At 69.1% G+C, this 14,595-nt stretch carries 12 protein-coding genes and 1 pseudogene; 5 read left to right on the top strand and 8 right to left on the bottom strand.

Going from position 1 to position 14,595, the window contains the following annotated elements; translation table 11 throughout:
* The first annotated feature begins 50 nt into the window (after window positions 1-50).
* Window positions 51-3,544 (top strand): annotated as a pseudogene (mfd, locus tag ACZYRS_RS16225) (transcription-repair coupling factor).
* A complete protein-coding gene (gene serB, locus ACZYRS_RS16220; protein WP_463420068.1) occupies window positions 3,541-4,254 on the top strand; it encodes a phosphoserine phosphatase SerB in 714 nt (237 codons plus the stop codon). Before mfd ends, serB begins: the two are co-directional and overlap by 4 nt.
* 38 nt (window positions 4,255-4,292) lie before the next feature.
* On the opposite strand, the gene ACZYRS_RS16215 is transcribed toward serB, so the two are convergent.
* From ACZYRS_RS16215 to ACZYRS_RS16185, 7 genes are all read right to left on the bottom strand, one after another.
* Window positions 4,293-5,078 (bottom strand): IclR family transcriptional regulator, encoded by a 786-nt coding sequence (locus ACZYRS_RS16215; protein WP_198787553.1) that lies wholly within the window; start codon window positions 5,076-5,078, stop codon window positions 4,293-4,295.
* A gap of 66 nt (window positions 5,079-5,144) precedes the next feature.
* Entirely contained in the window at window positions 5,145-6,173 is a 1,029-nt protein-coding gene (locus ACZYRS_RS16210; RefSeq protein ID WP_463420067.1) for a Bug family tripartite tricarboxylate transporter substrate binding protein, read from the bottom strand.
* 23 nt (window positions 6,174-6,196) lie between these two features.
* Window positions 6,197-7,366, bottom strand: coding sequence for an acyl-CoA dehydrogenase family protein (locus tag ACZYRS_RS16205; RefSeq protein ID WP_463420066.1), 1,170 nt, complete (start codon window positions 7,364-7,366; stop codon window positions 6,197-6,199).
* A 19-nt stretch (window positions 7,367-7,385) separates the two neighbouring features.
* The gene (locus tag ACZYRS_RS16200; protein WP_463420065.1) at window positions 7,386-8,603 is read right to left on the bottom strand and encodes a CaiB/BaiF CoA transferase family protein; all 1,218 of its coding nucleotides are present in this window, start codon (window positions 8,601-8,603) and stop codon (window positions 7,386-7,388) included.
* Window positions 8,604-8,653: 50 nt separating this feature from the next.
* Window positions 8,654-9,850: an acyl-CoA dehydrogenase family protein gene (locus ACZYRS_RS16195; RefSeq protein WP_463420064.1), complete on the bottom strand. Its 1,197-nt coding sequence runs from the start codon at window positions 9,848-9,850 to the stop codon at window positions 8,654-8,656.
* Between the two features lie 2 nt (window positions 9,851-9,852).
* On the bottom strand, window positions 9,853-10,947 hold the full coding sequence (locus ACZYRS_RS16190) for an acyl-CoA dehydrogenase family protein (RefSeq protein WP_463420063.1): 1,095 nt from the start codon (window positions 10,945-10,947) through the stop codon (window positions 9,853-9,855).
* Between the two features lie 23 nt (window positions 10,948-10,970).
* Window positions 10,971-11,774 carry an enoyl-CoA hydratase/isomerase family protein gene (locus ACZYRS_RS16185; RefSeq protein ID WP_463420062.1) on the bottom strand — a complete coding sequence of 268 codons (804 nt, stop codon included), beginning with the start codon at window positions 11,772-11,774 and terminating at the stop codon, window positions 10,971-10,973.
* A 145-nt stretch (window positions 11,775-11,919) separates the two neighbouring features.
* Between ACZYRS_RS16185 and ACZYRS_RS16180 the strand changes: the two genes are divergently transcribed.
* Both ACZYRS_RS16180 and ACZYRS_RS16175 read left to right on the top strand, forming a co-directional pair.
* Window positions 11,920-12,885: a Bug family tripartite tricarboxylate transporter substrate binding protein gene (locus ACZYRS_RS16180; RefSeq protein ID WP_463420061.1), complete on the top strand. Its 966-nt coding sequence runs from the start codon at window positions 11,920-11,922 to the stop codon at window positions 12,883-12,885.
* A gap of 14 nt (window positions 12,886-12,899) precedes the next feature.
* Window positions 12,900-13,964: an Ldh family oxidoreductase gene (locus ACZYRS_RS16175; RefSeq protein ID WP_463420060.1), complete on the top strand. Its 1,065-nt coding sequence runs from the start codon at window positions 12,900-12,902 to the stop codon at window positions 13,962-13,964.
* A 4-nt stretch (window positions 13,965-13,968) separates the two neighbouring features.
* Here ACZYRS_RS16175 and ACZYRS_RS16170 read toward each other — a convergent pair whose 3' ends face one another.
* Window positions 13,969-14,292, bottom strand: a complete 324-nt coding sequence (locus ACZYRS_RS16170) for a DUF6172 family protein (protein WP_463420059.1) — start codon at window positions 14,290-14,292, stop codon at window positions 13,969-13,971.
* A 75-nt stretch (window positions 14,293-14,367) separates the two neighbouring features.
* Between ACZYRS_RS16170 and ACZYRS_RS16165 the strand changes: the two genes are divergently transcribed.
* Window positions 14,368-14,595: a hypothetical protein gene (locus ACZYRS_RS16165; protein ID WP_124461569.1), complete on the top strand. Its 228-nt coding sequence runs from the start codon at window positions 14,368-14,370 to the stop codon at window positions 14,593-14,595.

Below are 14,595 nucleotides of genomic sequence, written 5' to 3'. Positions count from 1 at the left end.
ACACCCCTCGCCAGCCGGCGCGGGGTGTCTTGCATTTTTCGAAGCGTTCCATGGACCTCCCCCACCTCACGGCGGGCAAGCGTTTCACGCTGCCGCGCCCCCCTTGTCGGCCGATGCCCTGCTGCTCGCGCAGTTGGGGATGCGCGAGAAGGCCGCCGGCCGCGCCACCGCGATGTTCACGGCCGACGCCAACGACGCGCAGCGCCTCATCGACGAGATCGCCTTCTTCGCGCCCGACCTGCGCTGCGCCCTCTTTCCCGACTGGGAGACGCTGCCCTACGACAGCTTCTCGCCGCACCAGGACTTGATCAGCGAGCGACTGGCCACCCTCTGGCGCATCAGCCAGAAAGAGGCCGACGTGGTGCTGGTGCCCGCCACCACCGCGCTCTATCGCCTCGCGCCGCCATCGTTCCTGGCCGGCTACACCTTCCACTTCAAGGCCAAGCAGAAGCTGGAGGAATCCAGGCTCAAGGCGCAGCTCACGCTGGCCGGCTACAGCCACGTGACACAGGTGGTGAGCCCGGGCGAATACGCGGTGCGCGGCGGGCTGATCGACCTCTTCCCGATGGGCTCGCTGGTGCCGTTTCGCGTCGACCTGTTCGACGACGAGATCGACTCCATCCGCACCTTCGACCCCGACACCCAGCGCAGCCTCTACCCCGTGCCCGAGGTGCGCCTGCTGCCGGGCCGCGAGTTCCCGATGGACGACGACGCCCGCGCGCGCTTTCGCAGCCGCTGGCGCGAACTGCTCGAGGGCGACCCGACCAAGAGCCGCATCTACAAGGACATGGGCAACGGCGTGGCCACCGCCGGCATCGAGTACTACCTGCCCCTCTTCTTCGACGAGACGGCCACGGTGTTCGACTACCTGGGCCCCGACGCCACCATCGTGCTGCACGGCGACCTCGAACCCGCGTTCCAGCATTTCTGGCAGGACACGAACGAGCGCTACCGGCTCGTGCGCGGCGACCCCGAGCGCCCCGCGCTGCCGCCCGAGGCGCTGTTCCTCAACGCCGAGCAGTTCTACCAGCGCGCCAAGCCGCACGCGCAGCTGGCCATTCGAGGAAATGCAGGCGGCGACATCGCCACCGACACGCCCTACGCCGAGTTCGACCGGCTGCCGCCCTTCGCCGTGGTGCGCGGCGCCGAAGACCCGCTGGTGGGCCTGAAGCTGCACATCGCCGCCACGCCGCACCGCGTGCTGCTGATCGCCGAGAGCGATGGCCGACGCGAGAGCCTGCTCGACTTCCTCCGCGCGAGCGGCGTGAGCCCGCCGGCCTTCGACTCGCTGGCCGAGTTCGAGGCCTCCACCGACGAGAAGATCGGCATCGTCACCGCCGCGCTGGCGTCGGGCTTCGCCTGGCGCGAACAGGGCATCGACCTGGTCACCGAGACCGAGCTCTTCGCCACCGCGCCGACCACGCGCCGGCGCAACAAGAAGCAGGAACAGGTCAGCGACGTCGAGGCGCTGATCAAGGACCTCTCGGAGCTCAACGTCGGCGACCCGGTGGTGCACACCGCGCACGGCATCGGCCGCTACCGCGGGCTCATGCACATGGACCTGGGCCAGGGCGTCGACGCCGAAGGCAAGCCCCTGCTGCAGGAGATGCTGCACCTGGAGTACGCCGACAAGGCCACACTCTACGTGCCCGTCTCGCAGTTGCACCAGATCAGCCGCTACACCGGCGTGAGCGCCGACGAGGCGCCGCTGCACCGGCTGGGCTCCGGCCAGTGGGAAAAGGCCAAGCGCAAGGCCGCCGAACAGGTGCGCGACTCGGCCGCCGAGTTGCTCAACATCTACGCGCGCCGCGCCGCGCGCCAGGGCCACGCCTTCCGCTACTCGGCCGCCGACTACGAGGTGTTCGCCAACGACTTCGGCTTCCAGGAAACCGCCGACCAGAAGGCCGCGATCCACGCCGTGGTGCAGGACATGATCTCGCCCCAACCGATGGACCGCCTGGTCTGCGGCGACGTGGGCTTCGGCAAGACCGAGGTGGCGCTGCGCGCCGCCTTCATCGCGATCACCGGCGGCAAGCAGGTCGCGTTCCTCGCGCCCACCACGCTCCTGGCCGAGCAGCATTACCAGACGCTGGTGGACCGCTTCGCCAAGTGGCCGGTGAAGGTGGCGGAGATGAGCCGCTTCCGCTCGGCCAAGGAAATCACGGCCGCCGCGAAGGGGCTGGCCGAGGGCCAGATCGACATCGTGGTGGGCACGCACAAGCTGCTCTCGCAGTCGGTCAAGTTCAAGAACCTGGGCCTGCTCATCATCGACGAGGAGCACCGCTTCGGCGTGCGCCACAAGGAGGCGATGAAGGCGATGCGCGCCGAGGTCGACGTGCTCACGCTCACCGCCACGCCGATTCCGCGCACGCTGGGCATGGCGCTCGAAGGCCTGCGCGACCTGAGCGTGATCGCCACCGCGCCGCAGCGGCGCCTGGCCATCAAGACGTTCGTGCGCAACGAAGGCACGGGCGTGATCCGCGAAGCCGTGCTGCGCGAATTGAAGCGCGGCGGGCAGGTCTACTTCCTGCACAACGAGGTCGAGACCATCGAGAACCGCCGCCAGAAGCTCGAGGAAATATTGCCCGAGGCCCGCATCGCGGTGGCCCACGGCCAGATGCCCGAGCGCGAACTGGAGCGCGTGATGCGCGACTTCGTGGCGCAGCGCTACAACCTCTTGCTGTGCTCGACCATCATCGAGACCGGCATCGACGTGCCCACCGCCAACACCATCGTGATGAGCCGCGCCGACAAGTTCGGCCTCGCGCAGCTGCACCAACTGCGCGGTCGCGTCGGGCGCTCGCATCACCAGGCCTATGCGTACCTCATGGTGCCGGACACCGAAGGCCTTACCAAGCACGCGGCCCAGCGCCTGGACGCCATCCAGCAGATGGAAGAGCTGGGCTCGGGCTTCTACCTCGCGATGCACGATTTGGAAATCCGCGGCACCGGCGAAGTGCTCGGCGAAAACCAGAGCGGCAACATGATGGAGATCGGCTTCCAGCTCTACAACGAGATGCTGAGCGAAGCCGTGCGCGCGCTCAAGGCCGGGCAGGAGCCCGACCTGCTGTCGCCGCTCTCGGTCACGACAGAGATCAACCTGCACGCTCCCGCCCTCCTGCCCGACGATTACTGCGGCGACGTGCACCTGCGCCTGTCGTTCTACAAGAAGCTGGCCACCGCGAAGACGCCCGACCAGATCGACACGCTGCTCGAAGAAATCGTCGACCGCTTCGGCAAGCTGCCGCCGCAGGCGCAGACGCTCATCGACACGCACCGCCTGCGCGTGCTCGCGAGGCCCTACGGCGTGGTGAAGGTCGATGCGGCGCCGGGCATCATCAACATCACCTTCAAGAAGGACCCGCCGGTCGATTCGATGGCGATCATCCAGCTCATCCAGAAGAACAAGCACATCAAGCTCGCCGGCAACGAAAAGCTGCGCATCGAGCGCGCACTGAAAGAGCCGAAGGAGCGTGCGCAGATGGTGCGCGATGTGCTGCGCAGCCTCGGTCAACCCCTCGTCAAGGAAATCGCCCCCGCATGAGCGCTACAGAAATCTCTCCCGGTCTCGTTCTCCAGCGCGTGAAGCCGCCGCTGGCGCTGGCCGATTTCAAGCTGATCGCGTTCGACATGGACTCGACGCTCATCAACATCGAATGCATCGACGAGATCGCCGATGCCGTCGGCAAGAAGGCCGAGGTGGCCGCGATCACCGAGGCCACGATGCGCGGCGAGATCAAGGACTTCAAGGAGAGCCTGCGCCGCCGCGTCGCGCTGTTGCAGGGCGTGCCGGTCGAAGCGCTGCAGCAGGTGTACGACGAGCGGCTCAAGCTCAACCCCGGTGCGGCCGAACTGGTCGCGGCGTGCAAGAAGGCGGGCCTCAAGGTGCTGCTGGTGTCGGGCGGCTTCACCTTCTTCGCGAACCGCGTGAAGGACCGGCTGGGCATCGACTTCGCGCGCTCCAACCTGCTCGACGAGGCCGACGGCAAGCTCACCGGCCAGGTGGTGATGCAGAGCTGGGGCGACATCTGCGACGGCGCCGAAAAGCGCCGCACGCTGCTCGAAGTGGCGTCGCTCATGGGCATTTCGCCGCAAGAGACCATCGCCGTGGGCGACGGCGCGAACGACCTGCCGATGATGGGCGAAGCCGGCCTCTCGGTGGCCTATCACGCCAAGCCGAAGGTGCGCGAGCAGGCGATGGTCGCCATCAACGAAGGCGGGCTCGACCGCCTGCTGGAAATCGTCCGGCCCTGACCAGGACCGGCGGCCGTTCCGAAGCCCGAAGCCGCCGCTCAGGCGGGACTGTCCGCCGCGCCGGCCTCGGTGGCGGGCGCCTTGGCGGCCGCACCGAGAAGGCGCTCCCGCATCGCGGGCACCACCGTGTCCGCCGCGCGCTCCAGCTGCTCCACGAGGCCGCCCACCCCCACGGCGAAACGTGCACCCGATGCGCTCGACGCCGAGCCGAGCGCGATGATGCCGATGCCCTCGGTCACCACGCCGCGCGAGAACGCATAGCCGCGCTCGCGCGACTCCTGCACACGCGCCTTCACGTAGTCCGCATCGACCGTCTGGCCGCCGGGCTTCAGGCGGATATTGCTGCGATGGATGGTGCGCGCCACGTGGTCGTCGCTGCTGGCCGCCAGCAGCGCCCAGCCGGTGCCCGACATGCACAGGAGCCGCCGCGTGCCCGGCTGCACGTTGAACTGGATCGCGCGGCTGCCGAAGATGACGTGCACGTACTGCGCGTAGATGTCGTTCTCCACCGCCAGGATCGCGGTGAAGCCGGTCTCGCGCGCGATGTCGCCGAGCACCGTGAGCAGTTGCCCGCCCTGGAACATCGAGTCCATCACCCAGTCGCCGATCGAGGCCAGGCGCGGTGTCGCGAGGTAGGCGCGCAGCGACGAGTCGTAGCGCAGGTAGCCCAGCGTGGCGATGCTCTTGAGCAGCACCTGCGCGCTGGACAGCGGATAGCCCAGGCGTTCGGAGATCTCGCGCACGGTGACCGGCCGCCTCGTCTCCCTCAGGTACTCCAGCACCTGAAACACCCGCCCCGCCGTCTTGATGACCGATTGCTCCACTTGTTTTCTCCACGGTCCCGGGCCGGCGCCTCCCCAAAACGCACCGCGGCCGGACCGCGGGCGATGCTACTGCAACTCGATGCCCGTGATGCCCACCAGCCGCTTCCAGCGGCCGATCTCTTCGGTCTGGTAGCGGCGCAGTTCGACCGCCGACGACATGATGAGCTCGGTGCCCTGCTTGCGGTAGTACGCCTGGATCTCCGGGGTCTGCGCGGCCTTGGCGAAGAGCGCGCCGAGCCGCTCGACGGCAGCGGGCGGCGTCCTGGACGACACCGCGGCCGCCACCCAGTTCACCGCCAGGTAGTCGGGCCAGCCGGCCTCGCCGATGGCCGGCACGTCGGGCAGCACGATGGAGCGTTGGGGCGCCGTGAAGGCCAGCGCGCGCACGCGGCCCGAGCGTGCGAGTTCGTTGGCGCCGGTGGCATCGACCACGGCGAAGTCGACCTCGCCCGTCATCACCGCGTTCACCGCCTCGCCGGCACCCTTGTAGTTGATGCCGGCGGTCTTGATCTTCGCCATCTCGTTGAACCACTCCGAATAGAGCGTGTACGACATGGAGCCGCTCGCGTAGTTGAGCTTGCCCGGACGCTTGCGCGCGTCGGCCACCAGCTGGTCCAGCGTGCGGTAGGCGGAGCTCGCCGGCACGATGAACAGGCACGCGCCGCGCGACAGCAGCGTGATCGGCGCGAAGTCGGCGATCGGGTCGTAGGGCAGCTTGCGGAAGGTGGCGGCATTGGTCGTGAGCGTCGAGTTGCTGCCGATGAACACCGTGTGCCCGTCGTGCGGCGGGTTCAGCGCGGTCTGCACCCCGATGAAGCCGTTGCCCCCGGGCTTGTTTTCCACCGTCACCGGCTGGCCCGTGAGATCGCCGATGCCCTTGGCAAAGAGCCGCGCCGTGATGTCCGTGCCGCTGCCGGGCGGGAACGGCACGATGAAGCGCATGGCGTGCGACGGGAATGCCTGCGCCTGTCCCTGTGCATGCGCGAGCACGGGCAAGCCGCCCGCGCCCATCAGCGCGGCGCCGCCGCCCAGCTGCAGGAGCCTGCGCCGGCCGATGCCCGCCTGTTGCGGGCCTGCGTGTGTCTTGTCTTTCATGGGTCTGTCTCCTTGTTCTTCCATCAGCGGCGCGAGCCGAGCAGCTCGCGCGCCACCACCCAGCGATGCACTTCGCTGGGGCCTTCGTAGATGCGCATCAGCCGGGTTTCGTTGGCCATCTGCTGCAGCGGCATTTCCTTGGTCATGCCCATGGCGCCGAAGACCTGCATGGCCATGTCGACCACGTCCCAGGCCATCTCGGTGGCAAAGACCTTGATCATCGAAACCTGCGCGCGCGCCTCCTCGCCGCGGTCGATGCGCGCGGCCGCCTCGTAGGTCATGAGGCGGCAGGCGTGGATGCGGGTGGCGGCGTCGGCCACGCTCCACTGCACGCTCTGGCGCTCCGAGAGCATCGCGCCGAAGGTCTTTCGCATCGGCGCGTACTCGCACACCATGTCCAGCGCGCGCTGTGCGCGGCCGATGCACCAGGCGGCCATCTGCACGCGGCGGCTCGACAGCCGCGCCTGCATCGGCGCGAAGCCTTGGCCCTCGACGCCCAGCAGCTGGCCCGCGCCGACGCGGCAGTCCTGCAGGCTGATCTCGTAGGTCGACGTGCCGCCCAGCATCGGGATGCGGCGCTCCACCACGAAGCCCGGCGTGTCCTTGTCCACGATGAACGCCGAGATGCCGCCGCGCGAACCCAGCGCCTTGTCGGTCACCGCCATCACGATGGTCCAGTCGGCGCGCTCGGCGCGGCTGATCCAGATCTTGCGGCCGTTGAGCACCCAGCCGCCATCGGCCTGGCGCACCGCGCGGGTGCTCATCGCCGAAGGGTCGGCGCCCGCGCCGGGCTCCGAGATGGCGATGGCCGAGACCGTTTCGCCGCGCGCATACGGCGCGAGGTAGCGCTCGGTCTGCGCCGCGTCCGCGGTCTTGAGCAGCATGCGCAGGTTGGGCGAATCGGGCGGCAGGTCGTAGGGCGTGATGGTCTTGCCCAGCTCCTCGTTGACGCCCGCCATCGCCGTCACCGGCAGGTCGGAGCCGCCGAGCTCGCCCGGGGCGTCGAGCCCCCAGAGGCCGAGGTCGCGCGACAGCGCATCGAGCCGCGCGTGCTCCTCGGGCATCAGCATGAGGCGGCCGCCCTCGGCCTCCCTCTTGAGCACCGCCGGCTCCAGCGGCAGCAGTTCGTCGCGCACGAAACGCGCGACCAGTTCCTTGAGCATGCGGTGCTCGTCCTCGAGTTCGAAGTTCATGGCGTGTTCCGTTGCTTCTTCATTGGCCGGCGACCGCGCGCCGGTCCTTCAGGCGCGCGATCTCCTCTTCCGCGAGCCCGGCTTCGCGCAGGATCTCGCTCGTGTGCTGCCCGACCGTGGGCGCCTGCCGGTAGACCCGCGTCGGCGTGGCCGAGAAGCGCGCGGTCGGGCGCACCTGCCGGATCGGCCCCTCGGTGGGATGCACCGCGTCCTCGAACAGGCCGACGGCTTTCAGGTGCGGATGCGCCGGCAGTTCGTCGAGCGTGTAGATCGGCGTGGCGGGAATGTCGAGCTTCTCGCACAGCGCCATCCACTCGGCGGTCGTCTTCAGCGGCGTGAGTTCGCGCAGGTGCCCGTACAGCGCCTTCACGTGCGTGTTGCGCTCCTGCCGGTTGGCGATGCTGTAGCGCTCGGCCAACTCGGGCTGCCCGACCTCCACGAAGAACGCCTGCCAGTGGCGCTCGGTGTAGGGCAGCATGCTGATCCAGCCGTCGCGCGTGCGCGCGGGCTTGCGCCCGCCTTCGAGCAGCCGCGGATAGCCGGCCTTCACCGCGGAGCCCTGGAAGGTCATGCCGCCCATGTGCTCGGCCAGCACGAAGGCGGTCATGGTCTCGAGCATCGGCACCTCCACGTACTGCCCCGCGCCGTTGCGCTCGCGGTGCAGCAGCGCCGCCAGCACCGCGTTGCAGACGGCCAGGCCCGTGGTCTTGTCGGCGATCAGGCTGGGCGTGTAGTCGGGCTGCTCGCGGCCCGCCGAGCCCACGCCCACCAGCCCGCAGGCGGCCTGGATGATGTCGTCGAAGGCCGGCTTGTCGCGGTGCGGGCCGTCCTGCCCGAAGCCGGTCGCGGCGCAGTACACGATGCGCGGGTTCAGGCGCGAGACCGCCTCGTAGCCCAGGCCCAGGCGCTCGATGGCCGCCACGCGCATGTTGTGCACCACCACGTCGACCGTGGGGATCAGCGCGCGCAACGCCGCGATGCCCTCGGGCGATTTCAGGTCCACCGCCAGCGAGCGCTTGTTGCGGTTGACGGCCAAAAAGATCGAGCTCATGCCCGGGTTCTGCGAGATGCCGTTGGCCCGCATCATGTCGCCCTCGGGCGGCTCCACCTTGATCACGTCGGCGCCATAGTCCGCCAGCGTCTGGGTGGCCAGCGGGCCGAGCACCACGGCCGTGAGGTCGAGCACGCGGATGCCCTTGAGCGGCCCGCAGGGCGCGTTGGAAGTCGAATCGGTCATGGAGAAGAAAAAAAGAAGAAATGAAAAGTTCAGCCGGCCGGAGCCCGGCCTCAGTTCGGCAGGCCCACCAGATGCCGCGCCATCACGACGCGCTGGATCTGCCCCGTGCCCTCGACGATGTCGAGCGCCTTCACGTCGCGAAAGAGCTTCTCGATCAGGTGGTCGCCGCGGCCCGCCGCGAGCCCCATCACCTCCATCGCGAAGCTCGCGGCCTCGAAGGCCGCGGGCGGCGCGAGCGCCTTCGAGGCCGAGGCCTCGACCATGTTCGGCTGGCGCTGGTCGGCCAGCCAGGCCGCGCGCAGCGCCAGCAGCAGCGCCGCCTTGAGCTTGCGGCGCGAGCGCTCGAGCCGGTCGCGCAGCCGCAGGTACGCTGCGAGGCCATGGGCCTGCATGAACGCCGCGGCCTCGTCGAGCGCCGCGCGGCCGATGCCCACGGCCATGCCCGCGATGGCGGGACGGCCCGCGTTGAAGGTGTTCATTGCGCCCTTGAAGCCGCCCGAGCGCTGCGTGTAGTAAGCCTCGCCGCCGAGCATGTTGGCCGCCGGCACGCGGCAGTCCGCAAGGAAGAACGAGGTCGACTCGTACGCCTTCAGGCCCATCTTCTTCTCGATGCGAAAGTCGGCCAGACCGGGCGTGCCGCGCTCGATGACGAAGGCGCGGTGGCCCGCGCGGCCGAGCGCGGGGTCGATGGTGGCGAACACCACGATCCATTCGGCGCGGCCCGAATTGCCCGAGAACGACTTCGCGCCGTCGAGCACCCAGTGGTCGCCCTCGCGCCGCGCGCGGGTCTTGATGTTGGCCACGTCGGAGCCGCCCGAGGGCTCGGTCATCGCGAACGCGCCCCAGATCGGCCGCGCGGGATTCACGAACGGCGAGAGAAAGCGCTCCTTCTGCTCGGGCGTGCCCATCGAGAGGATCGGCGGCTCGCCCAGGCCCGGGCCCGGCAGCGCGACGCCGATGCCGCGGTCCCAGTAGGCGCCCTCTTCGGCGAGCAGCACCTGCGCCACGGCCGAGCTGGCCTTGTTGGGCGCGGCCTGCGTCTCTTCGCTGCTCGCATCCGCCCCGGGCGGGCGCCAGCGCGTGCGGCCGAAGCCCTCGGCGAGCATGCGCACGAAGAACGGATCGTCCACCGGCAGCGGTGCGCCGGCGCGGTCGGCGCGCCAGCCGGCCGGGCGCATCTCCTCGCGGCCGAGCCGGCGCAAGGTCTGCAGCCGTTGCTGGTCTTCTGGGGCAATCGAAAAATCCATGGTCAGGCTCCCAGTGCGCCGGCGGCGAGAAAAGAAAAGGGTGCGAGCGGTGCATCAGTCAGTGCATCACCCAGCGCGTCGTCGCGCGCCGCATCCGCGCCGCCGAGCAGCAGGCCCAGCGCGCGCAGTTCGCGCATGTGCTTTTCCACCGGGTAGTCGCGCATGAAGCCCGCGCCGCCGAGGATCTGCACCGCGTTCGAACCGATGAAGACGGCGTTCTCGATCGCCTCGACGAGCGCCGTTGCCGCGGCCTCCGTCGCGGGCTGTGCGGCATCGAGCCGCCAGGCCGCCTCGTGCAGCAACTGGCGCGCGGCGTCCACCGCGCTGTGCATGTCGACGATCAGGAAAGCCAGCGCCTGGTGGTGCGCGATCGGACGGCCGAAAGCCACCCGCTCCAGCGCGTACTTGCGCGAGTACTCCGCCGCCGCATGCATCTGGCCCACGATGAGCGCCGACAGGTGAACGCGCGCATGCGCCAGCGCCAGCGCGGCGGCCGCGGGATCGGTCCAGGCCGCATCGACCGGCACACGGTCCACGCGGATCTCGCCAGCCCCCGCCGCGCGCAGGCCCGCGCCTGGCACGGGCGTCACGCGGATTCCGCGCGTGACGATCTTCAGCCCCGTGCGGCTCAACACCGCCAGGAGGTCCACGCGATCGGCGGGCAGCCACGGCGCGCTGCCGGTCAGCGTGTCCGCACCGCCCTGCCACGCATCCCGGTGATCGAACACCAGCACCGCGCGCAGGCCGGGCGCGTCGAGCGGCGCGGCGCAGCGCCGCAACGCCGCTTCGCCGCCGAACGCGAGCAAGGCATGCGCGACGCTGCCCAGCGGCTGCAGGGCGATCGCCGCGCCCGGGCATCCGGCCGCCAGGCGCTCCAGGACCAGCGCGCGCGCCACCGCGCCCATGCCGGCGCCGCCGCTGGCCTCGGGCCAGTCGATGCGGTCGAAACCGATGTCGCGGGCTTCGCGCAGCACCGCATCCGCCACCGCGCGCCGCGCTTCGAAATCGCGTTGCGACGGCAGCAGTTGCTCGTCGGAAAAGCGCCGGGCCGTCTCGGCCACCAGCGCGAGGTCTTCACCGAGGGAGAAGTCGATCATCGTGTGCTCCGGCTTCGCTCTGCTCAGCGGCGCCCGAAGACGGGCTCGCGGCGCTGCGCCATCGCGGCCACGCCTTCGCGGAAATCGCTGGTCTGGAAGTGCTGGCGCTGCTCGCCGGCCTCGCGCTCGACGGCGGCGCGCACCGATTCGACCAGACCGGTGCGCAGGCTCGCGCGGGTCGACTCGACGGCGATCGGGGCCGACACGGCGATCTCTTCGGCCAGCGCCTGGGCGCGGCTTCGCACCGCGTCCTGCGCCACCAGTTCGTCGGCCAGCCCGATGCGCACCGCCTCCTCGCCGTCCAGCCGGCGGCCGGTGTACAGCAGCAGCGCCGCCTTCTGCGGACCGATGAGCCGCGGCAGCGTGTAGCTCAATGCGAAACCGGGGTGAAAGCCCAGCCGCGCGAAATTCGCGCTGAAGCGCGCCTCGGCGCAGGTGATGCGGAAGTCGGCCACCAGCGCCAGCCCGAGACCGCCGCCCACCGCGGGGCCCTGCACCGCGGCGATCACCGGCTTGGTGACGGCGAACAGGCGCACGGCCTGCCGGTAGAGCTCGGCCGGATCGCGGCGCTCTCCCGCGGGCGGTTGTGGCGCAGAGAAGTCGGCACCGGCGCAGAACGAGCGGCCCTGCGCGGCCAGCACGATGGCGCGGCACTCGGGGTCGGCCTGCAGCGCCTCGAAGGCGTCGGCCAGCGCGGAGATCAACGCCAGGTCGAAGAAGTTGTGGGGCGGCCGGCGCATCTCCACCGTGGCCGTGTGGCCGGTGCGATGGATCGCGAGGTCGGGCGTGGCCGGATCGTTTCCGGCGAGGTTCGCTTCAGCGGTCATGTGGCTCCTGTCGTTCTGTCTTTTTCGAAGATATAACAGATACGTAGTTTTTAAAAGCACATATGTATTATTATTTGGACCGACCCGAAAAAACGGGCACGCAGCCCGAACGACCGGTTCAATCACGGAATCAGGAGCAAAAAAGATGGAGACAAACAGGCGCCAGCTGCTGCTGGCATTGGCAGGCTCGGCGGTCGCGGGCAAGGGCTTCGCGCAGGCGAATGCCTTTCCCACGCGGCCGATCCGCATCGTGGTGCCGTTCACGCCCGGCAGCGGCTCGGACAACTCCGCGCGCTACTTCGGCGACCAGCTCGCCGCGCAGATCGGCCAGGCGGTGGTGGTGGAGAACAAGCCCGGCGCCAACGGCATCATCGCGTTGCAGTCGGTCAAGAACGCGCCGGCCGACGGCTACATGCTGCTGCTGGCGAGCAACTCACCGATGGCGGTGAACCCGCTGGTGATCAAGGACCTGGGCTACGACTCGGTCAAGGACTTCAAGCCCGTCTCGGGCCTCACGCGCGGCATGAACGTGATCGTGGTGTCGAACGACTCGCGCTTCGCAACGCTGGAGGCGCTGTTGGCGGCGGCAAAGACCAAGCCCCTGAACGTGGGCACCTATTCGGCCGGCTACCAGCTGGCGGCGGCGTGGCTGGCCAACGTGGCCGGCTGCGAGTTCACCAACGTGCCCTACAAGGGGCAGGCGCCGATCATGACGGACGTGATCGGCAACCAGCTGGACTTCGCGCTGGTCGACCTGGGCGGGGCGATGCAGCTCATCAAGTCGGGCAAGCTCAAGGCGCTCGCGGTGTCCGGCGAAGCGCGCAACCCCGACGTGCCCAACGTGCCGACGATCCGCGAGAAGGGGTTCAACGAGTACGTGCAGTACAGCTGGGTGTCGTTCTACCTGCGCTCGCAGACGCCCGACGACATCACCACCAAACTCGCCGATGCGCTGCAGAAGACGCTCGCCACCGACGAGGCGCGCGCCTTCGTGCTCAAGACCGGCGGCGAGCTGATGCCCTATCCGCCCGAGAAGATGCAGCGCTTTCACCTCGAGGAAATCGCGCGCTTTCGCAAGATCGCGGCCATCGCCAACATCAAGCCCGAGTGAACCAGAATGGGGGCATGAACGACATCTCCCCGCTCTACCGCGCCGATGCACTCAAGGACTACGCGAGCGCCCTGCTGCAGAAAGCCGGCCTCGCCGCATCGATGGCCGACAGCGTCGCGCGCACCCTCGTCGAAGGCGACCTTCTGGGCCACGACACGCACGGCCTGGCGCTCCTGGCCGGCTACGTAAAGGAAGTCGAATCGGGCGGCATGACACGCGACGGCGCGCCCCAGGTGCTGTCGGACCGCCCCGCCGCCGTGCTGTGGGACGGCAAGCGCCTGCCCGGCCCGTGGCTCATGGACCAGGGCATGGACCTGCTGGTGCCGCGTGCGCGCGAGCTCGGCACCGCTTCGCTCGTGATCCGCCGCAGCCACCACATCGCGTGCCTGGCCGTCTACATGCTGCGCGCGCTGCAGGAAGACATGCTGATGCTCCTGGCCTGCTCCGACCCCAACACCGCAAGCGTCGCGCCCTTCGGCGGCACGCAGGCCGTGTTCACGCCGAATCCGCTGGCGATGGGTTTTCCGCTCTCGCAGGGCGGCGTGATGGTCGACATCTCGGCCTCGATCACCACCAACGGCATGAGCAACCGCAAGCGCGCGGCCGGCGAGACCTTCGCCGAGGAATGGCTCATCGACGCGGCCGGCCAGCCGACCAACGACCCGCAGGTGCTGTTCGACCAGCCGCCCGGCACGCTGCTGCCCGTGGGCGGCTTGAGCCACGGCCACAAGGGCTATGGCATGGCGCTGCTGGTGGAAACGTTGACGTCGGGGTTGGCGGGCTTCGGCCGGGCCGACCCGAAAGAAGGCTGGGGCGCGACGGTGCACATCACGCTGCACGACCTCCATGCATTCGGCGGCAAGGAGGCGTTCCTGCGCCAGATGGACCATGTCGCGGCCCAGTGCCGGGACAACACGCCCATCGATGCTGCGAAGCCGGTCCGGCTGCCGGGCGAAGGCGGGTTGAAACGACGGGATGCGCAATCGAAGAACGGGGTGCGGCTGCACCCGTCGATCGCGCGCTCGCTGCAGGACGCGGAGCAGCGCCACGGGCTGCAGCTGGCGAAGGCGCTGATCTAGAGGTTCAGTCTTCCTCGGGCGGCGCTTCGGTCCGCTCTCCGGCGGGGCGGGGCGTGCGCTTGCCGGGCTTGGCGAGGATCTCGATATAGAACTGCTTGCCGCCGTCTTTGACGATGCCGTCGATCAGCTTGTTGATGGCCGGCACCTGGGCGACTTCGGCGGTTTCCGCCGACGCGCCGAACTTGCAATCGAAGTCCCAGAAGTCGCTGCCCTCGGGCAGATCGCGGCGGCGTTCGCGCTTGATGTACTTGGCGATCTCGTGCTTGATGGCTTCGACGAGACGGTCGGGGTGCTTGCCCTCGACCTGGAGCTGAAAGGTTTTTCTCATGGTTGATCGTAACCCCCTGGTGGGGAGTGCCGCGCTGTGTACAGTCGGCGGTTCAATGGAAAGCAGGTGATAGACATGGCGCGCGCGAACGACTGGGCAAGCAAGGTGATGGCATTGGTGAACGGCGGCAACGCCTCCGCGGCCATCGCGCAGATCAAGGTCGCGCCCTCGGTCAAGGACCTGAAGGCGCTGCAGACCATCATGACGCTCTCGAAAATGAAAGGCCGCTATCCGAACGTGGATGCGGCCATCGCGGACAACCTGGACCTGCTGGCGGCGCCCCGCCTGCATCGCTCGCCCTGA

The sequence above is a fragment of the Variovorax sp. AC194 genome (assembly GCF_979257995.1).
Note: the sequence above shows the minus strand (reverse complement) of the source record. Positions and strands in the feature narration are given on the sequence as shown.